The organism is Pseudomonas sp. DY-1 (genome assembly GCF_003626975.1).
In the GTDB taxonomy this organism is placed as follows: Bacteria; Pseudomonadota; Gammaproteobacteria; order Pseudomonadales; family Pseudomonadaceae; genus Metapseudomonas.
In genome coordinates this window covers 3,474,289-3,499,881 of record NZ_CP032616.1, presented here as the reverse complement: position 1 = coordinate 3,499,881, position 25,593 = coordinate 3,474,289, and the positions used below count along the sequence as shown (strand labels likewise).

The window sequence follows — 25,593 nt, the reverse complement described above, 5'->3', positions numbered from 1 at the left end:
CGCGTGGGTGAGTTCGAGCTGATCCGCCGTTTCTTCGCCTCCGCCGCATGCGCGGCCGGGGGCGAAGGCATTGCCCTTGGCATTGGCGACGACTGCGCCCTGCTTCAGCTACCGGCTGGCGAGCAGCTGGCGATCTCCACCGACACACTGGTGGCTGGCGTGCATTTCCCCGATGACGCCGACCCCTTCCTCCTTGGCCAGCGTGCTCTGGCGGTTTCCGCCAGTGATCTGGCAGCCATGGGCGCCAAGCCCATCGCCTTCACCCTTGCCCTGACCCTGCCCGACGCCCGCGCCGACTGGCTCGAAGGCTTCGCCCGCGGACTCTGTGCAATGGCGAGCGATTGCGGAATCGGACTGGTCGGTGGTGATACCACGCGTGGACCGCTAAGCCTGACCCTCACCGTGTTCGGCCGCGTCCCGGCCGGCCAGGCGCTGACCCGTGCCGGGGCGCGTCCGGGTGACCTGCTCTGCGTGGGCGGTAGCCTGGGCGATGGCGGTGGGGCATTGCCACTGGTGCTTGGCGAGCGCCAGGAACGCGGGCCAGAGGTGGATTACCTGCTGCAACGTTACTGGGCGCCACAGCCTCAGCTGGCCCTCGGCCAGGCGCTGCGTGGACGGGCCACAGCAGCCCTGGACATTTCCGACGGACTACTTGCCGATTGCGGTCATATCGCCGCAACCTCCGGCGTGGCACTGCTGGTGGAAGCCACCAAGCTGCCGCTGTCTTCGGCACTCGAAAGCCTCTTTTCCAGGGAATTCGCGCTCAATTGTGCGCTGTCCGGTGGCGACGACTACCGCCTGGCCTTTACCCTGCCCGCCAGTGAGCTGGCCGCCATCCGGGCGGACTGGCCGGAAGTGGCAGTGATCGGCCGCGTCGCAGCCGGGCAGGGTGTTCATCTGCTGGACGATGCCGGCGCAATACTTCAGCCGCCGGCACTGGGCTATCAACATTTCGGGAGTCAAGGTGACTGATCGCGAATCGGCCACGCCGCAACCCATCCCCCATTCGGTGTGGAGCAACCCCTGGCACTTCATCGCCTTCGGCTTTGGCTCGGGAACCTTGCCCAAGGCCCCGGGTACCTGGGGGTCGCTGGTGGCGCTGCCATTCATCCCGCTCTGGCAGATGCTGCCGGACTGGGGCTACTGGCTGATGCTGGGCCTCACCATGCTGTTTGGCTTCTGGCTGTGCGGCAGGGTCGCCGATGACCTGCGTGTCCACGACCATGAAGGCATCGTGTGGGATGAGATGGTCGGCATGTGGATCACCCTCTGGTTGGTGCCGGAAGGTTGGCACTGGCTTTTGCTGGGCTTCCTGGTCTTCCGCGTAATGGACATCCTCAAGCCTTGGCCGATCCGCTGGATCGACCGCCACGTCCACGGCGGCGTGGGCATCATGCTCGACGATGTGCTGGCCGGTGTCTTCGCCTGGCTGGCAATGCAACTCATCGTCTGGGGCGTAGCCTAGTCTTGTCAGGACCAGCGGCCACGATGAGCTGGTAGACGGAGGCGCAATGCGGAGCTGGATTCTGGCGGTTCTGATCGGTTGCCTGCTGCTCCCCGCAGCGTGGGCCGACGAGTTCCCGTCCAATGAAATCCACCTCGCCAGCGAGGTCTGGCCCGAGCACACCGAGGCAAACGGCAAAGGGCTCGGCTGGGACATCCTGCGCAAGGTCTACGAACCCGAAGGCATCCAGCTCAAGATTCACTCCGTACCCTATACCCGCTCCATTGGCCTGGTGCAGCGCGGCGAGGCAGATGCCTGGGTCGGCTCCTATCGCAATGAGGTCCAGAGCGCGTACTACCCGCGCTGGCACTACGACGCCGACCAGGTCAGCGCACTCTCGCTGCGTTCAACCCCGGTTCCCACCCTGGCCACCCTCGGCCAGTACCGCCTGGCCTGGATTCGTGGTTACGACTACCAGGACTACCTGCCGAATCTGAAGCACTTCAAGGAAATCCAGCGGCGCAGCGGCATACTCTCGATGCTCGAACTGGGGCACGTGGACTTCTACATCGACGCCCGAACCGAAGTCGACGACGTGCTGGAGAGCGCGGCCGAGCCCGGCAAGTACCGTGTAACCCCACTGGCGCGCCTGCCGTTGTACCTGGGCTTCGCCGACACGCCGCGTGGCCGTCGCCTGGCGGACATGTTCGACCGTCGCATGGACGCATTGGTCGCCAGTGGCGAGCTTCGTCCGCTGTTCGTCCGCTGGAAACAACCCTATGCCTTCGACAAGGAGCTGGAGAAACCCCATGTCGCGCCCTGATCTGCGTATCGCCGCCTTCCTGCTGGCGCTCGTTCCGCTGCTTGCCGACGCCACCCAGGTTCAGGTAGTCGGGCTTTTCCCCGGCGCTGCGGTACTCAACGTCGATGGCCAGCGCAAGCTGGTGAAGGTCGGACAGACCGGCCCTGGCGGTGTCCAGGTCATCAGCGCCGACAGCAAGGGCGCGGTGCTGCGGGTCGATGGGGTCGAGCGAAGTTACAGCCTTTCGCGTGAATACAATCCGTCCGGCACGTCCATCGGCCCTGCAGGCTCCGGCAGCCCGCCGGCGCCCCAGAAAACCCAGTTGAGCATTGCCCGCGGCAATAACGGCCACTACCAGGTGGCCGGTTCCATCGAGGGTCATCCGGTGCAGTTCCTGGTGGACACCGGCGCCACCAGCGTTGCCATGAACGAGAACCAGGCACGCCGCCTGGGTATCGACTACCGGGTCAAGGGCCAGCCGATGAAGGCCAGCACCGCCGCTGGCACAGTCAACGCCTGGCGGGTGACTCTCGATCGCATCAAGGTCGGGAGCATCGAAGTGCTCGGCGTGGAAGGCGCGGTGGTCGAGGGTGAGGCGCCAGTGGATGTGCTGCTCGGCATGAGCTTCCTGAATCGCGTGCGCTGGCGCGAGGAGCAGGGGGTGCTGATGCTGGAATCCAAGTTCTGACTCGCTTCCTTCGAGCCAACCGATACTTATCCCCAACTATTCAAACTGACCGGCCAACTAGCGCTGCTGTTACAATGCCGGCCTTGCAAATTTCCAGGAGTTTCACGGTGTCTGTCGTATTCGTCGCCGCCTCCCAGCTACCCACTCCGTTCGGCGTGTTCACCATGCACGGCTTCCTCGATGAGGCCAGTGGCAAGGAGCATGTAGCGCTGACTCTGGGTGATGTGGCCAATGGCGAACCTGTCCTGGGCCGTCTGCACTCCGAGTGCCTGACCGGCGATGCCCTGTTCAGCCTGCGCTGCGATTGCGGCTTCCAGTTGGAAGCGGCCCTGAGTGCCATCGCTGAAGCCGGTTGCGGCGTGCTCCTTTACCTGCGCCAGGAAGGTCGTGGCATTGGCCTTCTGAACAAGATTCGCGCCTACGAGCTACAGGACGCCGGTGCCGACACCGTGGAAGCCAATGAACGCCTTGGTTTCGGCGCCGATCAGCGCGACTACGCCATGTGCCAGCCGATGCTGGAACACTTGGGCGTCAGCGCCATCAAGCTGATGACCAACAACCCGCGCAAGGTCAAGGCATTGGAAAGCTACGGCCTCAACGTGGCTGAGCGCGTCCCGCTGCAGACCGGCCTGAACAAGCACAACCGCAAGTACCTGGCGACCAAGGCGGGCAAGCTCGGGCACATGCTCGGCAACCTGCACCAGGCGGAAGCCGAGTCGTGACCCGCAAGGAAGTCCGCCGCCAGTTGGCCCTGGCCTGGTGGCGCCAGGTGGGCTACACCCTGGTGCCGTTGCTGGTCATGGGCTACCTGTTCGGTGATGGCGAGCCGGCACTGCCGGTCTTGCAGATGCCGCTCTTTATCGTCGCCCTGGCATCCATGTTCCTCAGCCTGCCGATGTTTTCCGCCTACAAGCGTGCCCTGGTGGCGACCGAAGCCGCCCTTGGCCGGGCCGAAGAGCCAGGAGCCTGGCAGGAACTGGCGCGCCAACGCCGCAAGGCATTCGTCGCTGCCGGCCTTCCGGCGTGGATAGCCGCGCTGGCAGTGCCATTCGGCCTCAACGCCGTGGCCTTGGTTCTCCTGGCCATGAGCAGCCTGGTGATGCTCTACCTCTACCGAATCCCCCGCCAGCTCGGCTGATGCGCCGACTGCTCGCCTTCCTGCTGCTGTGCCTGGCGCTACCCGCTGCGGCGCAGTTGCGGGTAGTCAGCCTGGCACCTTCCCTGACTGAAACCATGCTCGACCTCGGCGCCGGCGATCTGCTGGTGGGCGTGCTCGACGGTGGCGAGCGGCCGGCCGACCTCTCCGGCCTGCCGTCCGTGGGACGCTACGGCCAGCTCCAGGCAGAAAGCTTGCTCAGCCTCAAGCCTGACCTGGTGTTGCTGTGGCCCGACAGTGTCGGAGCTGCCGGTCGCGAGCAGCTGAAGCGGCTTTCCATTCCCCAACTGGTGGTCGAACCCAGGGACCTGGGCCAACTGGCGCAGTCTTTCATCTCAATTGGCGAGCGAGTCGGACGCGCGGATCAGGGTCGCCAACTGGCAGCGCGTTTCGAGGCTGGGTTGGCGGAACTGCGCCAGCGTCATCAACGCGACGTGCCGCTGAAGGTCTTCTATCAGGTGTGGGACAAGCCGCTGTACACCCTGGGCGGGCAGCAGATCGTCAGCGATGCCCTGAAGGTCTGTGGAGCGGAAAACGTTTTCGCCGACCTGTCATTGCCGGCACCGCAAGTGGGCGTCGAAGCGGTTCTGCAGCGTGACCCGGCGGTGATCCTGGTGAGCGAGCCGGGCCAGGCCAGCGCCTGGGCGTCCTGGCCGCAACTGGCTGCGGTGAAGAACCAGCGGGTCTGGCCCGTGCCGGACCGGGGGTTGGAGCGCCCGAGCTTCCAGATGCTGGAGGCGACCAGGAAGCTGTGCCGCTTGCTGGAGACTGCAAGGTAGGGTGCCATGTGCACCGACGGAGGCTTGGTGCGCGCGGCGCACTCTACAGGCGTGTAACCCAGTGATATCCGGGAAGACTTGTACGCCACTCCCGGATTGCATCCGGACCATGGATTGCTTGTGGGAGCGCATTCATTCGCGAATGAATCGCCCCCACAGTTTCAGGTGACGATCAGAGCCCCAGCAACGCCAGGCGAGCGCGCACCGACGCCTCGATACCCGCCGCATCCAGCCCGCACTCGGCGAGCATTTCCGCCGGTTTGGCGTGTTCGACGTAGTAGTCGGGCAGCCCCAGGTGCAGCACCGGCTTGAGCAGGTTCTCGCGGGCGAGGAACTCACTGACGGCGGCGCCAGCGCCACCCATCACGCTGTTCTCCTCGATAGTCACCAGCAGTTCGTGGCTACCGGCCAGTTCACGCACCAGCGCTTCGTCCAGGGGTTTGACGAAACGCATATCGACCACTGTGGCATCGAGGCCTTCGGCCACTTGCAGGGCGTCGGCCAGTTGCACGCCGAACACCAGCATCGCGACCTTCGAACCCTTGCGACGGACCACGCCCTTGCCGATTTCCACCGGCGCCAGGGTCGCATCGATCGGTGCGTTCGGGCCGCTGCCGCGCGGGTAGCGCACCGCTGCCGGGCCTTCGAAGTGGTAGCCGGTGGTCAGCAGCAGGCGCAGTTCGTTCTCGTCACTCGGCGTCATCACCAGCATGCCGGGGATGCAGCGCAGGTAAGAGAGGTCGAAGCTGCCCGCGTGGGTCGGGCCGTCTTCACCTACCAGGCCGGCGCGGTCGATGGCGAACAGCACATCGAGATTCTGCACCGCCACGTCGTGGATCAACTGGTCGTAGCCGCGCTGGAGGAAGGTGGAATAGATGGCCACCACCGGCTTGGCGCCGTCGCAGGCCATGCCGGCCGCCAGGGTCACAGCGTGCTGCTCGGCGATGGCCACGTCGAAGTAACGATCCGGGAAGCGCTCGCTGAAGGCCACCAGGTCGGAGCCTTCCTTCATCGCCGGGGTGATGCCCACCAGGCGCGGGTCCTGCCCGGCCATGTCGCACAGCCACTGGCCGAACACGCTGGAGTATTTCGGGCCGGAAGGTTTCTTCGGTGCGGCCGGGGCCTTGATCGGCTCCAGCTTGGTAATGGCGTGGTAGCCAATGGGGTCGACTTCCGCCGGGGCGAAGCCTTTGCCCTTCTTGGTCACCACATGGAGGAACTGCGGGCCCTTGAGGTCGCGCATGTTGCGCAGGGTCGCAACCAGGGTGGGCAGGTCATGGCCGTCGATGGGGCCGATGTAATTCCAGCCGAGCTCCTCGAACAGGGTGCCGGGAACCAGCATGCCCTTGGCATATTCCTCGGTGCGGCGAGCGATTTCCCAGGCGCCGGGCAGGCGCGAGAGCACCTTCTTGCTGCCTTCGCGCATGCTGGCGTAGGTACGGCTGGAGAGGATCTTCGCCAGGTAGTTCGACAGGCCGCCGACGTTGCGCGAGATCGACATGTCGTTGTCGTTGAGGATCACCAGCATGTCTGCCTGGACATCCGACGCATGGTTGAGCGCCTCGAAGGCCATGCCTGCGGTCAGCGCGCCGTCGCCGATCACGGCGATCGACTTGCGGTTTGAACCCTGCATGCGGGCGGCGATAGCCATGCCCAGGGCGGCGCTGATGGAGGTGCTGGAGTGGCCGACGCCGAAGGTGTCGTACTCGCTCTCCACGCGGCGTGGGAAGGCGGCGACGCCGTCCTTCTGGCGCAGGGTGCCCATCTGCTCGCGGCGCCCGGTGAGGATCTTGTGCGGATAGGCCTGGTGGCCCACGTCCCAGACCAGCCGGTCGTCGGGTGTGTCGTAGACGTAGTGCAGGGCGATGGTCAGTTCCACCACGCCCAGGCCGGCACCGAAGTGTCCGCCGGTCTTGCCGACGGTATAGAGCAGGTACTGGCGCAGTTCGTCGGCCAGGGTTTCCAGCTCCGCCTCACCAAGCCGGCGCAGTTGATCCGGCGTCGCCGCGCGGTCGAGCAGGGGCGTGACGGGGCGTTCGCGGGGAATCTCGTGGAACGTCGTGGGCATCAGGCGAATCGTTATAGGAAAAAAAAGATGGGCAAGTTTACCTGATGCGTTGGTAACTGCCCAAACACGCTGTCAGTCAGTTCGTAGCAGCCTGTGCGATCTGCTACGCCGGGTAATGGCGGGACAGGAAGTCCAGCAGCAACGGATTCACCAGGTCAGGGCGCTCGTTCTGTAACCAGTGGCCGCAATCGGGTAACCGGGTCTGCTCCAGGCGCGGCACCAGGCTGGCCATGCGCTTGAGCGTGTAAGCCTCCAGTTGTGCGACCGGGTCGAGGTCGCCGACGAGAAACAGCGCGGGCTGCTCGACCTGCCTGCTTGCCAGGAATTCGGTCTGCTCCCAGTTGCGGGTGAAGTTGCGGTACCAGTTGAGCGGCCCGCGAAAGCCCTGTCGGGTCAGGGTGCGGCGGTAGACGGCGAATTCCTCGGCATCGCACCAGCCGGGGAGGGCGGGCGACTCGCTGAGGCCATCCAGCAGGCCGGCGCCGGCGGGCCGGTCGCGCAGCACCGCGTCGCCCAGGTCGCTTAGCAGGAGGCGAAGACTGCGGTCGAGGTCGGCATCCAGTTCAGCCTCGGCCACACCAGGCTCCTGGAAGTAGAGGATGTAGTTGAAGCGACCGGCATTGGCCTCGCGCATGATCTCGATGGCCGGACGCTTGGGACGCCCACCGAAGGGCACCGACATGGCGCCCATGGCACGGATGCGGCGCGGCTCCAGTAGCGCCAGGTGCCAGGCCACCGGCGCGCCCCAGTCATGGCCGATCACGCAGGCATCGGTCTGCTCGAGGCTGTCCATGGCGGCCTGGATGTCTGCGCAAAGGGTCAGCAGTGCGTAATCTTCGATCGCTTCAGGGGCACTGCTCTCCCCATAGCCACGCATTTCAGGTACCAGCACCCGATAGCCGGCTTCCACCAGCGGCGTTATTTGCTGGCGCCAGGAGAACCAGCATTCGGGGAAACCATGCAGCAGCCACACCGGTCGTCCCGCGGCGGGGCCGGCCATGTAAAGGCTCAGGATTATGCCATTGACCGGCAGCAGGCGATGTTCGAGTGGCGGCATGACAGGCTCCGTTTCTTACCAGGTGTCGACGAAGGGGCGTTTCTTGCCAGAGCGGGGCGCCGGTCTGGGAGCGGCGTTCAACCCGCGCAGCAACCAGGAGCGGGTTTCCTGCGGGTCGATCACGGCGTCGATCTCCAGGAAGCTGGCCATGTTGATCGCCTTGCCGTTCTGGTAGGCCTTGGCAACCATCTTGTCGAACAGCAGTTGGCGCTCGGTCGGGTCTTCCACGGCTGCCAGCTCCTTGGCGTAGCCCAGACGGACTGCGCCTTCCAGGCCCATGGCGCCAAATTCGCCGCTGGGCCAGGCGATGGTGAAGATTGGCGAATGGAAGCTGCCCGCCGCCATGGCTTGGGCGCCCAGGCCGTAGCCCTTGCGCAGCACTACGGTGAAGTAGGGCACCGAGAGCCCGGCAGCGGCGACGAACATGCGCGAGACATGGCGCACCGTGGCCTGCTTCTCCGATTCCGGACCGACCATGAAGCCGGGGGTGTCGCATAGCGAGAGCATGGGGATGTCGAAGGCATCGCAAAGCTGCATGAAACGCGCGGCTTTGTCGCCGGCCTGGGCGTCGATGGCGCCGCCCAGATGCATCGGGTTGTTAGCCAGCAGGCCGAACGCCTTGCCTTCGATGCGGATGAAGGCCGTGATCAGGCCGGGCGCGAACGGTCGGCGCAGCTCCAGTACCGAGTCCTGGTCGGCCAGGGTTTCAATCAGTGCGCGTACGTCGTAGACCCGCAGGCGATTCTCCGGAATGGCCTGGCGCAACAGGCGCTGGTCGGCGCATTGCCAGTCGACCAGGTCGCCCTGGAAATAAGACAGGTACTGCCGGGCTACTCGAACCGCTTCGGCCTCATCCTCCACCAGCACGTCGATTACCCCGTTGGGGCCCTGGACGCTGCTGGGGCCGACTTCCTCCGGCGCGAAGCTGCCCAGGCCGCCGCCTTCGATCATGGCCGGGCCGGCCATGCCGATGCTGGCGTTCTTTGTCGCAATGATCACATCGCAGCAACCGAGCAGCGCAGCATTGCCGGCAAAGCAGCGGCCGGAAACCACACCCACCAACGGCACCAGGCCGGACAGTCGCGCCATGCCCACGAAGGTGTGGCAGTCCAGCCCCGCCACACCGACGAAGTCCGAATCCCCCGGCCGGCCACCGCCGCCTTCCGCGAACAGCACCAGCGGCAGCCGCCATTGCTCGGCCAGGCCCAGCATGCGGTCGGTCTTCTTGTGGTTCATCACCCCCTGCGTACCGGCGAACACTGTGTAGTCGTAGGCGATGGTCATGCAACGGGCGGCCTCGCTGCTGAACCGGGTGGCGTTGACCGTGCCGATACCAGCCACCAGCCCGTCGGCCGGGCTCTGCTCTATCAGCTCCTCCAGCGACCGTCGCCGACGCTGGGCCGCCAGCGCCAATGCGCCGTACTCGATGAAGCTGCCTGCATCCAGCAGGTCGTCAAGGTTCTCTCGTGTCGTGCGCTGACCGGTCTTGCGCCGCCGGGCCACGGCCTGCGGGCGACGTTCATCGGTGGTGACTGCATGGCGTTCCAGCACTTCGGCAAGATCCGCGCGGATATGGGCAAGGTCGAGGCTCTCCTCGCTCAGCACCGCATCACCGACCACTTCCGCAGGTTCCAGGAACAGCAGCGGAGCGCCTTCGAACAGGCTGTCGCCCGGTGCCACGGCCAGTGCCCGGACGATGCCGCCCTGGACCGCCTTGACCACGAACTCCATCTTCATCGCCTCCAGCACCGCCACCGCCTGCCCGGCGGCAACGGCGTCGCCCACCTGCACATCGAGGCTGACCAGCACACCCTGGCTGGGCGCGTTCAGCGGCACACAGCCGGCCGGTGCGTCGGGTTGCCCGGTCGGGCCATTGCTGGCGGTTTTCGCGCCGCTGACGAACAGGTGTGGATGGGCAGCTTGTTGCGGGGCCAGGAGTTGACCGATTTCCCGCTCGATGAAGCGGGTGTCGACGCCATTTGCCAGTTCTGCACGACATAGCAGGTTTTGCAGGAAGTGGATGTTGCTCGTCACCCCCTCGAGGCGGAATTCACACAGTGCGCGATAGGCGCGGCGCAGGGCGGCGGGCAGGTCGTCGCCCTGGATGATCAGCTTGGCCAGCAGCGAGTCGTAGCTGGGGTTGGTGGCGTAACCAGCGTAGCCATAGCCGTCGACACGGATGCCGGGGCCGCTGGGTGGATCAAAGGCGCTGATCAGTCCGCCAGCAGGGCGGGCACTGCCGTCGGCCTGCATGCTCTCCAGATTGATCCGCAACTGGACAGCGAAGCCGCGTGAGGCAATGGGCGCAAGAAGGCCCAGTTCGGCCAGGCTGGCGCCGGCGGCGAGACGGATCTGCGCCTGGACCAGGTCGATGCCTGTGATGGCCTCGGTGATGCAGTGTTCGACCTGGACGCGCGGGTTGGCTTCCATGAACACGAAATTGCCACGGGCTGCGTCCACCAGGAACTCGAATGTGCCGATACCGCGATAGCCCACGGCGGTGGCCAGGGTCAGCGCCGCATCGAGGATGCGCTGGCGCAGGTCCACATCCAGGTCGGGCGCAGGGGCGATCTCGACCACCTTCTGGTGACGTCGTTGCAGGCTGCAATCGCGCTCCCACAAATGCGTCACCTGCTCGCCGTCGCCCAGCACCTGCACTTCGATGTGCCGGGCGTTCTCGATCAGTCGCTCGACGTACAGGTCGCCATTGCCGAAGGCGGCGCGGGCCTCGGACTGGCAGCGCTCGAAGGCTTGTGCCAGCTCCGCCTTGTCGCGTACCGCGCGCATACCGCGCCCGCCACCACCGGCCAGGGCCTTGAGCATGATCGGGCCGCTTTCCAGCAGCGCGCCGGCTTCTTCCTGGGTAGTGGCGTGATTGCTTCCGGTGGCCAGCGGAAGGCCGCAGCGCGCGGCCAACTCACGGGCGCGGGCCTTGTCGCCGAACAGTTCCAGGGCCTCGGCCGAAGGCCCGATGAAACGGATGCCGACGGCTTCACACTGGCGGGCGAAATCGGCGTTCTCGCTGAGGAATCCGTAGCCGGGGTGCACGGCGTCGCAGCCATTCTCGAGCGCCACTTTCACCAATTGAGTGGCATCCAGGTAGGCCGCTGCGCCGCGGCCCACGAGCGGCACTGCGAGGTCGGTCTTGCGCAGGTGCAGGGACTGGTCATCGTCCTCGGCGTACACCGCGACGCTGCGGATGCCCAGTTCGGCGGCGGCGCGGGCGATGCGGATGGCGATTTCGCCACGGTTGGCGATCAGCAGGGACTGGATGGCTGTGGTCACGACTAGGGTCCTTGGCGTGCAATCCAGTGATCTTAGGCAGCGAGGGCCAATCGCCGCAGCCAACTGTGCCGCGACGAATACCCGCCACTCATGGCGGCTGATGATCCGGTGATATGGAATGTCCGAATCGGCCCTTGTGGCAGCCCGATGCCCTGCAGTATCTGTGGCGCCTCCATTTACTCCACAAGGACCGTCGATGAACGAGTTGCTGCACAGCCTGGACTGGGTGCTGCCCCTACGCAGCGACACGCTGACCCCGGTGATGCGCTTCTTTACTCTGCTGGGTTACGAGAAGTTCATCCTGTTCTTCCTGCCGCTGGGCTATTGGGCCTGGAACCGCGGGGTCTTCTTGCGGCTGCTGGTGCTGGTGGCCGTGACCGCACTGATCAACGCCTGGCTCAAGGATTACTGGCAGGACCCGCGTCCGGACATGACCCTGCGCATGGACCATGAGGTGGGCGACAGCTTCGGCCTGCCTAGCGGTCACGCGCAGATCGCCGTGGTGATCTGGTTCTGGTTGGCCTTCGAGCTGCGTCGCGCCTGGGCCTGGGTGGTCAGCGCCGGGGTGGTGACGGGGATCATTTTCAGCCGGCTCTACCTCGGTGCTCATGATGTGGAGGACGTGCTGGGTGGCTCGCTGCTGGGCATTGCTACCCTGCTGCTGTTCGCGCAGGTTCGGCAATGGAACTGGTGGCGCGAGGCCCACGGGCTTTGGCACCTGGCGCTGATCCTGCTGGTGTTCCTTGGCGCCTGGCAGACCTGGCCTGGGGTTGCGCCCAGCTATGTGCCGCTGCTGGCGGGGCTGATCATCGGCGTGTTGTGCGGCTATCGCCAGTTGGCGTTTTCCGCCGAGGTTGCCGTCTGGCGCCGCCTGCTGGCCGCAGGCATCGGTGCGGTGAGTTTCATCGTGCTGCAGAAAGCGCTGAAGCTGGCCGGTGGTGCCTGGCCGCTGGACCCGCAACTCTGGCAGGGGCTGCGCGGGCTGGTGATGGGCATGTTCGTAGCGGCAGCGATGCCCTGGATACTGGTACGCATGGGGCTGCTCGAAGCAGGTCGCACGCCACAGGGCGCTGCAGCCGAGCCGGTCGCCTGATAAAACCGAGGTTAATGTCGGACGGCGCGATCAGCTGCGCCGTTCGACGATATAGCGCGCCAGGGCGCGCAGCGGCTCGGCGCTGTCACCGAGCGAGGCGATGGCCCGCAGGGCCTGGTCACGCAAATCCAGGGCATAGGCCTTGGCATTGTCGAGGCCGAGCAGGGCAGGGTAGGTGGGCTTGTCGTGGGCCTCGTCCTTGCCCTGGGTCTTGCCCAGGGTGGCGGTATCGCTTTCCACGTCGAGAATGTCGTCCTGCACCTGGAAGGCCAGGCCGATTGCGCGGGAGTAAATGCGCAGCGCTGCCAGTGTCGCAGGGTCGGCACGGCCACTGGCCAGGGCACCGAGGCGCACGCTGGCTTCGATCAGCGCACCGGTCTTGTGACGGTGCATGGTTTCCAATGCAGCCTGGTCGAGTTTCAGCCCTACAGAACCCAGATCGATGGCCTGGCCGCCAACCATCCCGGCGGGACCAGCGGCCTGGACGAGGCTGGCGATCATCGCCAGGCGGGTTTCAGCATCGTGCGGGTTGCGCTGGGCATCGGCCAGCACTTCGAAGGCCAGTGCCTGCAAACCGTCGCCGGCGAGAATGGCGCTGGCTTCGTCGAAGGCGATATGGGTGGTGGGCTGGCCACGACGCAGGTCGTCGTCGTCCATCGCCGGCAGATCGTCATGAACCAGGGAATAGGCGTGGATCAGCTCCACCGCGCAGGCCGCACCATCGGCCCGCGCCACGTCGCCGCCCAAGGCTTCGCAAGCTGCGTAGACCAGCAGCGGGCGCACGCGTTTGCCGCCGTTCATCACGCTGTAGCGCATAGCCTGGTAGAGACGTTCGAGCGGCGCGAGCGGAGCGATGAACAGCTCGGCGAGGGTTGCATCGACTCTCTCCTGGCAGCGGGTCTGGTAGCCGGAAATCATGCTTGCTCGTCCGCGTCGAAGGGCGCTTCCTCCAGCTGGCCGTCGCGTTCCAGCAGGATCTGCACCTTCTGTTCGGCCTGGTTCAGCGCGGACTGGCATTCACGGGTCAGGCGGATGCCTTGCTCGAAGGCGCTGAGGGAGTCCTCCAGCGAGAGCTCGCCACTTTCCAGGCGTTCCACCAGGGTCTGCAGTTCGGCGAGGGACTGTTCGAAATCGGGGGAGGCTTTCTTGCGGGCCATGTTGCTGTCTCGCGGCAGTCGAATCGGGCGCGACACTAGCAGAGGCGCACCTTGCGGGCAAATGAAGGGGGCGGATGGTTGCTGGGGCTTGGTGAGGAACCTGTAGGGGCGAATGAATTCCCCCCTACAAGAGCGCGTTCGATGAAGTCCGTAGGGTGGGCTTCAGCCCACCAAGGGAGGTTCGGCGTCCAGTGGGAGCGAATTTATTCGCGAATGAATTCGCTCCCACACTCAGGCGGTGAAGAAGTAATACACCGTCATCCCCGTCCCTACGGCGATCACCAGCCAGCGCAACCAGCTGGTCGGCAGCCGCCGGGCCAGCGCGCCGCCTGCATAACCGCCACAACTGGCGGCACCGAGCAGCACGGCGAGTTCGGTCCAACTGACCCTGCCTGCCGCCACGAAGGTCACCACCGCCACGCTGTAGATAGTGCTCGACAGCAGGTTCTTCAACGCGTTGGCGCGCAGCAGCGGATGGCCTTCGATGGAAAAGGCCGCCAGTTGCAGGATGCCCATGCCGGCGCCGAAGTAGCCGCCGTAGATGGCAACCAGGCTGTGAGACAGGTGGCTGGCAAGGCCGTGGGGCGGAAGCCCGCCGGCTGCGTGCTGGCGGTTGATCAGCCTGCTCAGCCAGGGACTGGCAGCGAACAACAGGGTGGCGGCCAGCAGCAGCCAGGGAATCAGCCGGCGGAATGTCTCGTCGCCACCGGCCAGCAACAGCAGGCCGCCGCCCAGTCCGCCCAGAAGGGACACCAGCACCAGCGGCACCACGTAGCGACCCAGCGGACGCAGTTGTTCGCGTGCCGCCCAGCTGGCGGCCAGGCTGGCGGGCCACAGGGCCACGGCGTTGGTAGCGTTGGCGGTGACAGGGGGCAGGCCGGCCGCGAGCAGGGCGGGGAAGGAGAAAAACGTTCCGCCGCCGGCAAGGGCATTCATGCCCCCCGCCGCGAAGCCGGCGACCAATAGGAGGAAGAAATCGTGGTGGCTCATGAGCAGGCGCGCAAAAGCCGGCAGGTTACTCTCGAGAATGAACGGTGGCAAAGGACGGGCGAACGGTCTCCTGCCTGATTGGCCGCCGACCAGTGAGCCGAATCGCTGATAAGTGGAGACGCGTGTTTTCGCGGTAGCAGTATGCTTTCAACAACTCGTATGGGGCGGGGGCGGTAAGCGCAAGGAAGCCCACTCCACAAGCCTTCCCGGGCAGTAACTGCGGAAGGTGACAAGGCAGAGATCCACGCTTTAGCGTCAGGCCGGAACCGGGTTATACAGCCCCGATTCCGGCCTCTTTCATTGTGCTTTCGGATCGTCCGCCAGCAGGGCGAAACCTTCACGGTTGTCGCTGACGATGCGGAAATGCTCGCTTTGGCCGGTCTCCACATGGGCGGCCTTCTCTCGACGCAGACGACCTTTGGAGCAGAGGGTGTCGTCGGTTTCGTCGATGCCGATGCCGACAATTCGATCACCGGGCGGCACCTGGAAGCTGGCAACCTCGCCGATACCGATGCGCGCCGCCAACTGGCGATCCACATGCACGGCGATGTAGCAGCCGCTGCCCAATCCGCCCATGTCGCGGTTCACCACGATCTGTCCACCGCCTTCTACCGGGTCCTGGAACGCCAGCAAACGGTCGGCCGGGACTGGGATGATGTGTTCCGGCTCGGCCCGGTAGGACGAGCAACCGGCGAGCAGGAGCAGAGAAACAGCGGCACAGGTCAGACGCATGGAGCCCTCCTTGGGCGGAAACGCGAAAGCGCTGCTGGAACTCTAGTGGATGGAGTAGGGAATGCCACGCCGATCGGCGATCGTTCTCGCCTGAAGGATTGGCAGGGAGTACCCGGCGCGAGTCACCCTTCTGCCTGTGGGAGTGGGGCCGGGGGTGAGGGAAACCCGCTCGGCACCCAAGGCCGGCCCATAACGACCGGCTCAAGTAGCGTGAGAACCAGCCTCCCCCGACTCAGCCTTCGGCGCGAACGCGATCGCGGATGGCTTCCTGCTCCGGGCTAGGGGCCTTCTGCAGCTGGAAGTCGAAGTCGATTTCGGCAACCCGACCTACCACGCCATGGCGGTTTTCGCCGAAGCGCACCTCGCCCACCAGCCCGTCGCGGGTGGCATAGGCGAAGTCGTCCCACAGGTATTCGTCGCCCGACAGGTTGATCTGGGTGGTCAGGTGGCGATGGCCCGGTGCGGAGATGAAGAAGTGGATGTGTGCCGGACGATTGCCGTGGCGGCCCAGGTGGTTCAGCACTTCCTGGGTGGCGCCATCCGGCGGGCAGCCGTAGCCGGACGGCACGATGCTGCGGGCGCGGTAGCGGCCATCGGCATCGGTGACGATGCGGCGACGCAGGTTGTAGTCCGACTGGGTGGTGTCGAAGTAGGAGTAGGTGCCCTTGGTGTTGGCGTGCCACAGGTCGACCACGGCGCCGGCAATCGGCTTGCCCTCGGCATCCTTCACCTGCCCTTGGAGGAACATCACGGTGCCGGCATCGGTGCCGTCGTCCATGCGCGTTTCGCCTTCGGACAGCGGCGCGCCAGCCACGTACAGCGGACCTTCGATGGTGCGCGGGGTGCCGCCGGACAGGCCGGCCTGCTCGTCCTGGGCATCCAGCAGCAGGTCCAGGTAGTGCTCCAGGCCAAGGCCGGCTACCAGCAGGCCGGCTTCGCCGCGGGCGCCCATGCGGTTGAAGTAGTCCACCGCTTTCCAGAACTCTTCGGTGGTGACTTCCAGGTCTTCGATGATCTTGATGGAGTCGACCAGGATGCGGTTCACCAGTTGCTTCATGCGCGGGCTGCCCCGATCGTTGTTGAAGCCGCTCACTTCCTGGAAGAACTTCTGGACGCTTTCGGTGCTGGACAGTTTGTTGCTCACGGTTGGGCCTCATGTTTTTGTTGTGGGCCAGAACCCTTGAGCAAGGGCGGTGCCAGTTTGGTGATGGTCGATAAGTATTTGATTGCAAATAAATTAAAAAGAGCCGGATGCCGTGCGCAAGGCACCCGGCTTGATCAGGTCGTCAACCCGGGCGCGGGCGTTTGCTCATTTGCTCAATCGCGTCTTCCGCCGGCAGCTTCTTCAAGCGGTAGGCCAGGGCCGGGCGGGTCATGCCGAGCAGGCGTGCGGCTTCCGAGACATTGTTCTGGGCGCGCTTCATCGCCCCCTGCATCAGCGCCTCTTCGACCGTGTCCAGGGTGACGCCGCTGTCGATCAGGCGCTCAACCCAATCCGGCTCGACGCTCGGCGTCGCTTCCACCAGCTCACCATCGCTGGAAAGGCCGATGCTATGGGCCTCGTGAGAAAGGTGCGGGAAGAGCGCATCCGCGCTGATGCTCTGATTGGCGTCGGTGGTGATCACGCCACGCTCGACCAGGTTTTCCAGCTCGCGGATGTTGCCTGGCCAGTCATAGCGCATACAGGCCTCCAGGGCCCGGTCGGAAAGTCCCAGGGTGGTCTTGCCGTAGGCGGTATGCAGCCGCGATAGAAAGTGATCCACCAGCAGCGGAATGTCTTCCTTGCGCTCGCGCAGCGACGGAATGAACACCGGATAGACGTTCAACCGATAGTAGAGGTCGGCGCGGAAGCGTCCATCCTTGACTGCTTTGGCCAGGTCCTCGTGGGTGGCGGCGACCACGCGCACATCAACCTTGCGAGTTTGCGAGTCGCCGACCCGTTCCAGTTCCTCCTCCTGCAACACGCGTAGCAGGCTGGCCTGGGCGCGCGGCGTGAGTTCCACCACTTCGTCGAGGAACAGGGTGCCGCCATTGGCGCGTTCGAAGCGGCCCATGCGCGAGTGCTGGGCACCGGTATAGGCGCCACGCTCGACACCGAACAGCTCGGCCTCGATCAGGTCCGGCGGGATCGCGGCGCAGTTCAGGGCCACGAAGGGGCCGCTGGCGCGTTCGCTGCGCAAGTGCAGGCTGCGCGCCATGACCTCCTTGCCGACTCCCGTATCGCCCAGCAGCAGGACCGAAGCCTTGCCTGGCGCAGCCTTGTCGATCAGCGTGCAAGCCCTGCGGTAGAGCGGAGCCTTGCCGATGCCGTAGAACTGCCCGGCGTCCTGCTGCAGGCGCTGGCGCATGTTGGCCACCTGTACTTGCAGGGCCTGGAGTTCTTCGATGATGGGGTCGCACTGGAAGTAGCGCATGAACTCCTCGGCGTCCTCCCATTCCTCCACCGGCTTGCCGATGATGCGGCAGCGCGAGTCGCCGCAGCCACGGCAGCTGACTTCCTTGTAGAGCACCTGGCGACCGAGAAAGAACGACGAGTAACTGATGGCGTAGCCGAGCAAGGTCCAGCACACCGGCTGGTCGGATGACATGCCTTCGGCGCGGCAGTTCTCCACCTCGTAGGAGTTCTGCCATTCGAGGTCGGCGTAGAACTGGCCGTTCTCGATATCGATGTTCATCTCCAGCGGGTTGACCTTGACCATGCCCTTGAGCGAGTGCAGCTGCGGGCCGGTGAGGAACATCTCCACCGCGTCGGCATCGGGGCGCAGCTTGCGCGCCAGTTCGGCGTCCTTCAGGCCGGACTGATAACCCAGGCGCAGGAAAAATCCCTTGGCGCGCTCGACGCCGAGCATGTCCACCAGCTCGCGGCGGAAGGAGCCCATGGCGGCGGCCTGGAGCAGGAGCATGCGCTGCTCGTCGAGCCAGATCTTGCCCTCGTTGTCGAGGAAGCGGATGCGGTCGGTCAGGTCCTTCAGCGTCGGGCTGTGCTCCGACGCCTTGTAATCAACTTTCATCGTGTTGCACCCCAGATTGTTCTTGTACGGGGAAGCCGGCGAACCACCGCTCAGGCAGGCGGTTAAAAGGGTTCGACCGGACGGCCGGAGGACGCAAGGTGTGGCCGTGCTCTTTTTCTAAGCGGCCTGAAAGCCGGTGAAAAGTCAATCGCCTGTGCGCGTGGGGGAAGGTCGATTGGTGATTTGCTCAAGGGCACTCCGGCGATTGAGCAAATGGTGAAAAGCCATCGGACGAGAGCCGTGGTTCCCGATTCGTCCTGTTCTCGAAGAACTCGTAAAAAATCCATTAATAACAATGCCTTGTGTTTATTTCTGTGGGTTTTTCAAGGCCCTGGCACAGCCGTTGCTCTGCCCCTGGCAACCCGCCCATGGAGTTGCCTTGCATGAGCCAGCAACAGACTCGCTTCGATCAACTGCCGCGTTACGTCCGGGTGCGCAGCGAACCCGACGCCGTCTTCGTCGAGTTCGACTTCGCCATCGGCTATCCCGACCTCTTCGTCGAACTGGTTCTGCCACGCGCAGCCTTCACCAGCTTCTGCGAGCAGAACCGGGTTCAGCACATGGATGCGGAGATGGCCGAAGCCATCGACGCCGACATGGAGAAGTGGCGCTACGGCGAGAGCCGCGATCAGGCCGACTGATGGCCTGACCACGACGCGCCGACTCCCCACAACAACAAGTACAGGACGCCCTGCATGAGCATCGAGATCAAGACGGCAACGGCCGAGCCGATCCGCCAGACCTTCAGCCACACCCGCCGGCGTTTCGGCGACAAGCCTGCCAGCCGCTACCAGGAGGCCAGCTTCGACATCGAGGCCGCCACCAACTTCCATTACCGCCCACTGTGGCAGCCGGACAAGCTGCTCAACGACGCCACCCGCACCGCCATTCGCATGGCTGACTGGTACGCCGTCAGCGACCCACGCCAGTTCTACTACGGCGCCTACGTGCAGACTCGCGCCAGGATGCAGGAGAACGCCGAGCACGATTACGCCTTCTGCGAGAAGCGCAACCTGCTGGCTGGTCTGGATGCCGCCAGCCGCGATCAGATCGCCCGCCTGCTGCTGCCCCTGCGCCATGCGGAGCTCGGCGCCAACATGAACAACAGCGGCATCGCCGCCGACGGTTTCGGCACCAGCCTGACCCAGCTGCACATGTTCCAGGCCATGGACCGACTCGGTATCGCCCAGTACCTGTCGCGCATCGGCCTGATGCTCGATGACGGTGGCACCGACCTGCTCGCCGAGGCCAAGCAGCAGTGGATGCAGGATCCGGCCTGGCAGGGCCTGCGTCGCTACGTGGAAGACACGATGGTAGTGCGTGACTGGTTCGAGCTGACCCTGGCGCAGAACCTGGTCAGTGATGGCCTGCTTTACCCGCTCCTGTTCCACAAGTTCGATGAACAGCTCTGCGCCCAGGGTGCCGGCCAGGTAGGGATGCTCACCGAGTTCATGCGCCTCTGGTTCGCCGAGACCCAGCGCTGGGTCGATGCCTTGGTGAAAACAGTCGCCAGCGAAAGCGTTGATAACCGCCAGCTCGTCGAAGGCTGGATCGGTCAGTGGCAGGCCCGCGCCCTGGAAGCCCTGGCGCCGCTGGCAAACATCGGCCCCGGTAGCGTCGCCCTCGACACCGTGGCCGGCGAGTTCGCCGCCCGCCTGAAGAAAATCGGCCTTGTAGGAGCCGCGCAATGACTTCCCTCGTCTACATCGCCTTCCAGGACAACGACAACGCCCGCTACATCGTCGAGGCCATCGTCCAGGACAACCCCCACGCCGAGATCCAGCACCAGCCGGCCATGATCCGTGTCCAGGCCGAACAGCGCCTGGAGATCAATCGCGCCACGGTGGAGGAAAAGCTCGGCCGCGAGTGGGACGTGCAGGAAATGCTCATCGACGTCATCACCCTCGGCGGCAACGTCGAGGAAGACGAAGACCGCTTCGCCCTGCACTGGAACTGACCCGCGCACAACGACAAGAATCGGGAGAGCCACCATGGCCGCCAAACGCCTGAACCAGAAAGACAAGTACCGCTGCCTGACCCGCGACCTGGCCTGGGAGCCGAGCTACCAGAGCAAGGACGATATCTACCCCTATGAGCGCTTCGAGGGCATCAAGATCACAGATTGGGACAAGTGGGAGGACCCCTTCCGCCTGACCATGGACGCCTACTGGAAGTACCAGGCCGAGAAGGAGAAGAAGCTCTACGCGATCTTCGATGCCTTCTCCCAGAACAATGGCCATACCAACCTGTCCGACGCGCGCTACGTCAATGCGCTGAAGCTGTTCCTCTGCGGCGTGACTCCGCTGGAGTACCAGGCCTACCAGGGCTTCGCCCGAGTCGGCCGGCATTTCGGCGGGGCCGGGGCGCGGGTTGCCTGCCAGATGCAGGCGATCGACGAACTGCGCCACGTGCAGACCCAGATTCACGCCATGAGTCACTACAACAAACACTTCAACGGCCTGCATGACTTCGCCCACATGCACGATCGGGTGTGGTTCCTCTCGGTGCCCAAGTCCTTCTTCGAGGACGCCCGCACGGCTGGCCCGTTCGAGTTCCTCACGGCCATCTCGTTCTCGTTCGAGTACGTACTGACCAACCTGCTGTTCGTGCCCTTCATGTCCGGTGCCGCCTACAACGGCGACATGGCCACCGTCACCTTCGGCTTCTCGGCGCAATCCGATGAGGCCCGGCACATGACCCTCGGCCTGGAAGTGATCAAGTTCCTGCTGGAGCAGCACGAGGACAACGTGCCGATCATCCAGCGCTGGATCGACAAGTGGTTCTGGCGCGGTTACCGCCTGCTGACGCTGGTGGGGATGATGATGGACTACATGCTGCCGAACAAAGTCATGTCCTGGGCCGAGGCCTGGGAGGTGTACTACGAACAGGCCGGCGGCGCGCTGTTCAAGGATCTGGAACGCTACGGCATCCGCCCGCCGAAGTACGTCGAGCAGACCACCATCGGCAAGGAGCACATCAGCCACCAGGCCTGGTCGATCTTCTACCAGTACAGCCAGGCCACCAACTTCCACACCTGGATTCCCACGGACGAGGAACTGGGCTGGCTCTCGGCCAAGTACCCGGACACCTTCGACCGCATCTACCGTCCGCGCTATGAGCAATGGCGCGAGATGCAGGCGCGCGGAGAACGCTTCTACAACAACACGCTGCCGATGCTCTGCCAGATCTGCCAGATCCCGCTGGCCTTCACCGAGCCGGATGCGGATACGACGCTAAGCCATCGCAGTGTCGTGCATGGCGGCGAGCGCTTCCATTTCTGCTCCGACGGCTGCTGCGACATCTTCCAGTACGAGCCGGAGAAGTACGTCCAGGCCTGGCTTCCGGTGCACCAGATTCTCCAGGGCAACTGCGGCGGCGCAGATGTCGAGGCGGTGGTGCGCGACTACTACAACATCGCCTTCGGCCAGGACAACTTCGACTACCAGGACTCGCCGGAGCACCAGCGCTGGCGAGAGTGGCAGGGCGACAAGCCCGCCGACCTCCCCAAGGCCGGTTGAGTCCCGTGGCGGGTGCTGCGCGCCCGCCTTCCACCCCATTACAAGAAGGACAGCGTCATGCCCGTGACTGCCATCGGCGCCTATGCGGCGCAATCCCTGGACCGCCAGGAAAACTTCAACGGCCTGCAACTGGTGTATCTCTGCTGGGAACGCCACTTGATGTTCTGCGCCCCTTTCACCTTGCCGCTGCCGCCGGACATGCCTTTCGCCGACTTCATCGAGCAGGTGGTCAAGCCGGCCATCGCTGCGCACCCGGATGCGGCGAAGGTGGACTTCGCCAAGGCCAGCTGGCGTCTCGATGACACGGAGTTCCAACCCGACCTGACGACTGGGCTGGCCGCCAATGGCATTGGCCACAAGAGCTTGCTGCGTCTTTTCACCCCTGGCCTGGATGGCCTCAACGGCAGCTTCAACTGAGGAGGTCGCCATGAGTTATCAGGTCACTATCGAACCCACCGGCGAGCAAATCGAAGTCGAGGAAGGCCAGACCATCCTCCAGGCCGCCCTGCGCCAGGGCGTCTGGCTGCCTTTCGCCTGTGGCCATGGCACCTGCGCCACCTGCAAGCTGCAGGTGCTGGAAGGCGAAGTGGATGTTGGCGCCGCGTCGCCCTTCGCCCTGATGGACATGGAACGCGACGAGGGCAAGGTGTTGGCCTGCTGCGCGATTCCGCAAAGTGACCTGGTGATCGAGGCTGACATCGACGTCGACCCGGATTTCGCCGGCCACGCCGTGCAGGATTACCGCGCGACGGTGATCGCGCTGGACGACCTCTCGCCTACCATCAAGGGCTTGCGCCTGAAGCTGGACCGTCCCATGGCGTTCCAGGCCGGGCAGTACATCAACCTGCAGATTCCGGGTATCGACGGCACCCGCGCCTTCTCGCTGGCCAACCCGCCGAGCCGTGCCGACGAGGTGGAACTGCACGTCCGCCTGGTGGAGGGTGGCCAGGCAACCGGCTTCATCCATGACGGCCTGAAGGTGGGTGATGCGCTCGAACTCTCCGGCCCCTATGGCCAGTTCTTCGTGCGCGGGTCCCAGGCCGGCGACCTGATCTTCATCGCCGGTGGCTCGGGGCTGTCCAGCCCGCAATCGATGATTCTCGATTTGCTGGAGCAGGGGGACACACGGCGCATGACGCTGTTCCAGGGCGCCCGTACCCGTGCCGAACTCTACAACCGTGAACTCTTCGAGCGCCTTGCCGAAGAGCACGAGAACTTCACTTACGTACCGTCCCTCAGTCAGGCGGCGGAAGACACTGATTGGACCGGCTTCCGCGGTTACGTGCATGACGCGGCGAAGAAGCATTTCGACGGCCGCTTCACCGGCAACAAGGCTTACCTCTGTGGGCCGCCGCCGATGATCGACGCAGCCATCACCGCGCTGATGCAGGGACGGTTGTTCGAGCGCGACATATTCATGGAGCGCTTCCTGACTGCCGCCGATGGCGCCGGCGAGAGCACCCGCTCAGCCCTGTTCAAGCGCATCTGACTCCGCTTTATCCGTCGCTCCGCGCCTTGTGCGCGGACGGCGGCTCACGCCCATAAAAACAAGAAGGTATTGCTGATGAGCGCCAAACTGCGTGTCCTTTCCTGCTGCATCCTTGCCACCTTCGGCCACGTCGCCCATGCCACCGAAGGTGGAGGCTCCACCTATCCTATGGGCGCCGAAAACTACATGTCCGGCGCCATGCCGCCACCGGGCTTTTACGGCCAGGTGTTCTCCACTCATTACGAAGCCGACACCCTGCGCGGTAACGATGGCCGCAGCCTGCCGGTGGATTTCCGCGTGCGCGCCAACGTCGTCGCGCCGCGCCTGATCTGGGTGAGCGAGCAGCAGCTGTTCGGCGGCAACCTGGCCTTCGCCGCGCTGGTGCCCTTCGTCGACCTCAAGGTGGATGTGAATGGCCAGTCCCAGCACAAGAAGGGCCTTGGCGACATCATCTTCGGCCCCGCCCTCGGCTTTCACCACAGCGACAAATTGCACAGCATCTTCGCCCTCGACTTCATCGCACCCACAGGTGAGTACGACCGCGGGGACCTGGCCAACATCGGACGTAACTACTGGACCGTCGAGCCGGTATGGGCGATTTCATATGTCGACCCCGCCGGGCTCAACGCAAGTGTGAAACTGATGTACGACTTCAATCGGGAAAACCCTGCCACCGACTACCGCTCCGGCCAGGAATTCCACTTCGACTATTCCGTTGGCTGGGGCATGGGCAATGGCTGGGTACTCGGCGTGGGCGGCTACTACTATCGCCAGACCACTGACGACCGCCAGGATGGCGAGCGCATCGATGACAACAAGGGCCGTGCCTTCTCAATCGGCCCATCGATCATGTACAGCAACAAGGATGGCTGGTTCCTCACCGCCAAGTGGGAACAGGAGATGCAGGTGCGCAACCGCGCGGAAGGCGATGCCTATTGGCTGAAGCTGACGGTGCCGTTCTAGCGCCTGTTCACGTGGGCAGGCCTGCGTCCTGCCGCCCCTACAGGTTGCACGTTCCGTGGCACGGACAGCCCCCTCTCCCTCCGGGAGAGGGTTGGGGTGAGGGCTGCGAAGCCCCCATTCGGTATTGGGCCACGTGTCATGGCAGGACTGCGTCCTGCTTCGCGAATGAATTCACCCTTACAGGGAGTGTGCCTTGGGCAGGGCCACGCCGGCTCGAGTCACCCCTCTCCTCTTCAGGGGTGAAGAGGCACGCTCTCGGAAGCATTGCTTCCGGTGCCGATGAACGCCGGAGCGCGAAGCGATCAGGCCGGGGCGCAGAGCGGGGGCCGGGGGAGAGGGAGGCGGAGCCCCGTTTGGCCCCAGCAATTACCCCCGCTGAAACACCAACGCCTTCAACCCCGCATCCGCATCGATATCCTCGAACTCCGGTGGATTCTGCAGCCGCTCCACAAACCGCAGTTCCGGCGCTTCCGCCGCCATCCCCTGGATGAGGAAATCCGGCCCGATGGCCGGATCATTCACGCAGGCCAGCACTACCCCGTTCTCGGTCAGCAGTTCTGGCAGGCGGCGCAGGATCTTCTGGTAGTCGCGGGTCAGGGCGAAGCTGCCTTTCTGGAAGGACGGCGGGTCGATGATCACCAGGTCGTAAGGCCCGGTTTTCTTCACCTTGCCCCAGGACTTGAACAGCTCATGACCGAGGAAGCTCACGCGACCGAGGTCATGTCCATTGAGCCGGTGATTATCCCGCCCGCGGCTGAGGGCCGAGCTGGCCATATCGAGATTGACCACATGCTCGGCACCACCCTCGATGGCCGCCACCGAGAAGCCGCAGGTGTAAGCGAAGAGGTTCAGCACCCGCTTGCCCCGAGCGTTGGCACGGACCCAGTCACGGCCGTAGCGCATGTCGAGGAACAGACCATTGTTCTGCTTCTTGCCCAGGTCCAGCTTGAAGCGCAGACCCGCTTCGCTGACCACGCACTCATCCACCGCCTCGCCCCACAGCAGCTCCACGGTGCTTTCCAGCAGGTAGCGATGCTGCATCAGCAGCGTTCGGGCGCCGCTGCGTTGCCAGGCTGGCGACCGGGTGAGACCGAGCAACATGGCCCGCAGCGCAGCGAGTTCGTCTTCGCCCACCTCGCGAAACAACGACACCAGCACGATCCCCTGTAGCCAGTCGACCGTGACATGCTCCAACCCCACCCAGCGCCGTCCACGGCCGTGGAAGACGCGGCGGATCTCGTCCGGCGGATTCTCCAGGGCGGCGGTCAGTTGCTGTTCGAGGGTGGCGATAGCGTCGAGGTTCATGGCGGGGCGGTTCTGGAATGAGCGGGGGCGGCATTCTAACCCGAGCATTCCGTCAG

The 25,593-nt window shown here is 64.6% G+C and carries 25 protein-coding genes; 15 read left to right on the top strand and 10 right to left on the bottom strand.

Going from position 1 to position 25,593, the window contains the following annotated elements; translation table 11 throughout:
- The first annotated feature begins 3 nt into the window (after nt 1–3).
- The 7 genes from thiL (at nt 4) to D6Z43_RS16510 (ending at nt 4,869) form a co-directional block, all read left to right on the top strand.
- On the top strand, nt 4–972 hold the full coding sequence (gene thiL / locus D6Z43_RS16540; RefSeq protein WP_120653230.1) for a thiamine-phosphate kinase: 969 nt from the start codon (nt 4–6) through the stop codon (nt 970–972).
- Nucleotides 965–1,465 (top strand): phosphatidylglycerophosphatase A, encoded by a 501-nt coding sequence (locus D6Z43_RS16535; RefSeq protein WP_120653229.1) that lies wholly within the window; start codon nt 965–967, stop codon nt 1,463–1,465. The genes thiL and D6Z43_RS16535 overlap by 8 nt, the downstream gene beginning before the upstream one ends.
- Nucleotides 1,466–1,511: 46 nt before the next feature.
- The gene (locus tag D6Z43_RS16530) at nt 1,512–2,267 is read left to right on the top strand and encodes an ABC transporter substrate-binding protein (protein WP_120653228.1); all 756 of its coding nucleotides are present in this window, start codon (nt 1,512–1,514) and stop codon (nt 2,265–2,267) included.
- Nucleotides 2,254–2,934 carry a TIGR02281 family clan AA aspartic protease gene (locus D6Z43_RS16525; RefSeq protein WP_120653227.1) on the top strand — a complete coding sequence of 227 codons (681 nt, stop codon included), beginning with the start codon at nt 2,254–2,256 and terminating at the stop codon, nt 2,932–2,934. The genes D6Z43_RS16530 and D6Z43_RS16525 overlap by 14 nt, the downstream gene beginning before the upstream one ends.
- 107 nt (nt 2,935–3,041) lie before the next feature.
- Nucleotides 3,042–3,656 (top strand): GTP cyclohydrolase II, encoded by a 615-nt coding sequence (ribA, locus tag D6Z43_RS16520; RefSeq protein ID WP_120653226.1) that lies wholly within the window; start codon nt 3,042–3,044, stop codon nt 3,654–3,656.
- Nucleotides 3,653–4,072 (top strand): MFS transporter, encoded by a 420-nt coding sequence (locus D6Z43_RS16515; RefSeq protein WP_120653225.1) that lies wholly within the window; start codon nt 3,653–3,655, stop codon nt 4,070–4,072. Before ribA ends, D6Z43_RS16515 begins: the two co-directional genes overlap by 4 nt.
- Entirely contained in the window at nt 4,072–4,869 is a 798-nt protein-coding gene (locus D6Z43_RS16510; RefSeq protein ID WP_120653224.1) for a cobalamin-binding protein, read from the top strand. The genes D6Z43_RS16515 and D6Z43_RS16510 overlap by 1 nt, the downstream gene beginning before the upstream one ends.
- Nucleotides 4,870–5,041: 172 nt before the next feature.
- Here D6Z43_RS16510 and dxs read toward each other — a convergent pair whose 3' ends face one another.
- The 3 genes from dxs to D6Z43_RS16495 form a co-directional block, all read right to left on the bottom strand.
- On the bottom strand, nt 5,042–6,937 hold the full coding sequence (dxs, locus tag D6Z43_RS16505) for a 1-deoxy-D-xylulose-5-phosphate synthase (protein WP_120653223.1): 1,896 nt from the start codon (nt 6,935–6,937) through the stop codon (nt 5,042–5,044).
- Nucleotides 6,938–7,040: 103 nt separating this feature from the next.
- Nucleotides 7,041–7,994, bottom strand: coding sequence for an alpha/beta fold hydrolase (locus D6Z43_RS16500; protein ID WP_120653222.1), 954 nt, complete (start codon nt 7,992–7,994; stop codon nt 7,041–7,043).
- A gap of 15 nt (nt 7,995–8,009) precedes the next feature.
- Nucleotides 8,010–11,279 (bottom strand): carboxyl transferase domain-containing protein, encoded by a 3,270-nt coding sequence (locus D6Z43_RS16495; RefSeq protein WP_120653221.1) that lies wholly within the window; start codon nt 11,277–11,279, stop codon nt 8,010–8,012.
- 196 nt (nt 11,280–11,475) lie between these two features.
- Here D6Z43_RS16495 and D6Z43_RS16490 point away from each other — a divergent pair, with 196 nt between their 5' ends.
- Complete coding sequence (locus tag D6Z43_RS16490; RefSeq protein WP_162945852.1) at nt 11,476–12,372, top strand: phosphatase PAP2 family protein; 897 nt, start codon at nt 11,476–11,478, stop codon at nt 12,370–12,372.
- Nucleotides 12,373–12,402: 30 nt separating this feature from the next.
- Here the strand turns inward: D6Z43_RS16490 and ispA are convergent, their stop codons facing one another.
- From ispA to D6Z43_RS16460, 6 genes are all read right to left on the bottom strand, one after another.
- Complete coding sequence (gene ispA, locus D6Z43_RS16485; protein ID WP_120653219.1) at nt 12,403–13,290, bottom strand: (2E,6E)-farnesyl diphosphate synthase; 888 nt, start codon at nt 13,288–13,290, stop codon at nt 12,403–12,405.
- Nucleotides 13,287–13,529, bottom strand: a complete 243-nt coding sequence (locus D6Z43_RS16480) for an exodeoxyribonuclease VII small subunit (RefSeq protein ID WP_120653218.1) — start codon at nt 13,527–13,529, stop codon at nt 13,287–13,289. Before D6Z43_RS16480 ends, ispA begins: the two co-directional genes overlap by 4 nt.
- Nucleotides 13,530–13,760: 231 nt before the next feature.
- Entirely contained in the window at nt 13,761–14,519 is a 759-nt protein-coding gene (locus D6Z43_RS16475) for a sulfite exporter TauE/SafE family protein (protein WP_120655289.1), read from the bottom strand.
- A 297-nt stretch (nt 14,520–14,816) separates the two neighbouring features.
- A complete protein-coding gene (locus tag D6Z43_RS16470) occupies nt 14,817–15,251 on the bottom strand; it encodes a 3-isopropylmalate dehydratase (RefSeq protein WP_120653217.1) in 435 nt (144 codons plus the stop codon).
- A gap of 232 nt (nt 15,252–15,483) precedes the next feature.
- Nucleotides 15,484–16,395 (bottom strand): catechol 1,2-dioxygenase, encoded by a 912-nt coding sequence (gene catA, locus D6Z43_RS16465; protein WP_120653216.1) that lies wholly within the window; start codon nt 16,393–16,395, stop codon nt 15,484–15,486.
- Nucleotides 16,396–16,537: 142 nt separating this feature from the next.
- A complete protein-coding gene (locus tag D6Z43_RS16460) occupies nt 16,538–18,262 on the bottom strand; it encodes a sigma-54-dependent Fis family transcriptional regulator (RefSeq protein WP_120653215.1) in 1,725 nt (574 codons plus the stop codon).
- Nucleotides 18,263–18,645: 383 nt separating this feature from the next.
- Between D6Z43_RS16460 and D6Z43_RS16455 the strand changes: the two genes are divergently transcribed.
- The 7 genes from D6Z43_RS16455 (at nt 18,646) to D6Z43_RS16425 (ending at nt 24,232) form a co-directional block, all read left to right on the top strand.
- Nucleotides 18,646–18,903 (top strand): phenol hydroxylase subunit, encoded by a 258-nt coding sequence (locus D6Z43_RS16455; protein ID WP_120653214.1) that lies wholly within the window; start codon nt 18,646–18,648, stop codon nt 18,901–18,903.
- Between the two features lie 54 nt (nt 18,904–18,957).
- Entirely contained in the window at nt 18,958–19,953 is a 996-nt protein-coding gene (locus tag D6Z43_RS16450) for an aromatic/alkene monooxygenase hydroxylase subunit beta (protein ID WP_120653213.1), read from the top strand.
- A complete protein-coding gene (locus tag D6Z43_RS16445) occupies nt 19,950–20,219 on the top strand; it encodes an MmoB/DmpM family protein (protein ID WP_077524328.1) in 270 nt (89 codons plus the stop codon). Before D6Z43_RS16450 ends, D6Z43_RS16445 begins: the two co-directional genes overlap by 4 nt.
- A gap of 34 nt (nt 20,220–20,253) precedes the next feature.
- A complete protein-coding gene (locus D6Z43_RS16440; protein WP_120653212.1) occupies nt 20,254–21,780 on the top strand; it encodes an aromatic/alkene/methane monooxygenase hydroxylase/oxygenase subunit alpha in 1,527 nt (508 codons plus the stop codon).
- Between the two features lie 57 nt (nt 21,781–21,837).
- A complete protein-coding gene (locus D6Z43_RS16435; protein WP_120653211.1) occupies nt 21,838–22,197 on the top strand; it encodes a phenol hydroxylase subunit P4 in 360 nt (119 codons plus the stop codon).
- A gap of 10 nt (nt 22,198–22,207) precedes the next feature.
- Nucleotides 22,208–23,269, top strand: coding sequence for an NADH:ubiquinone reductase (Na(+)-transporting) subunit F (locus tag D6Z43_RS16430; RefSeq protein ID WP_120653210.1), 1,062 nt, complete (start codon nt 22,208–22,210; stop codon nt 23,267–23,269).
- A 75-nt stretch (nt 23,270–23,344) separates the two neighbouring features.
- Nucleotides 23,345–24,232, top strand: coding sequence for a transporter (locus tag D6Z43_RS16425; RefSeq protein WP_120653209.1), 888 nt, complete (start codon nt 23,345–23,347; stop codon nt 24,230–24,232).
- Nucleotides 24,233–24,598: 366 nt separating this feature from the next.
- Here D6Z43_RS16425 and D6Z43_RS16420 read toward each other — a convergent pair whose 3' ends face one another.
- Nucleotides 24,599–25,537 carry a class I SAM-dependent methyltransferase gene (locus tag D6Z43_RS16420; protein ID WP_120653208.1) on the bottom strand — a complete coding sequence of 313 codons (939 nt, stop codon included), beginning with the start codon at nt 25,535–25,537 and terminating at the stop codon, nt 24,599–24,601.
- Nucleotides 25,538–25,593 lie beyond the last annotated feature (56 nt).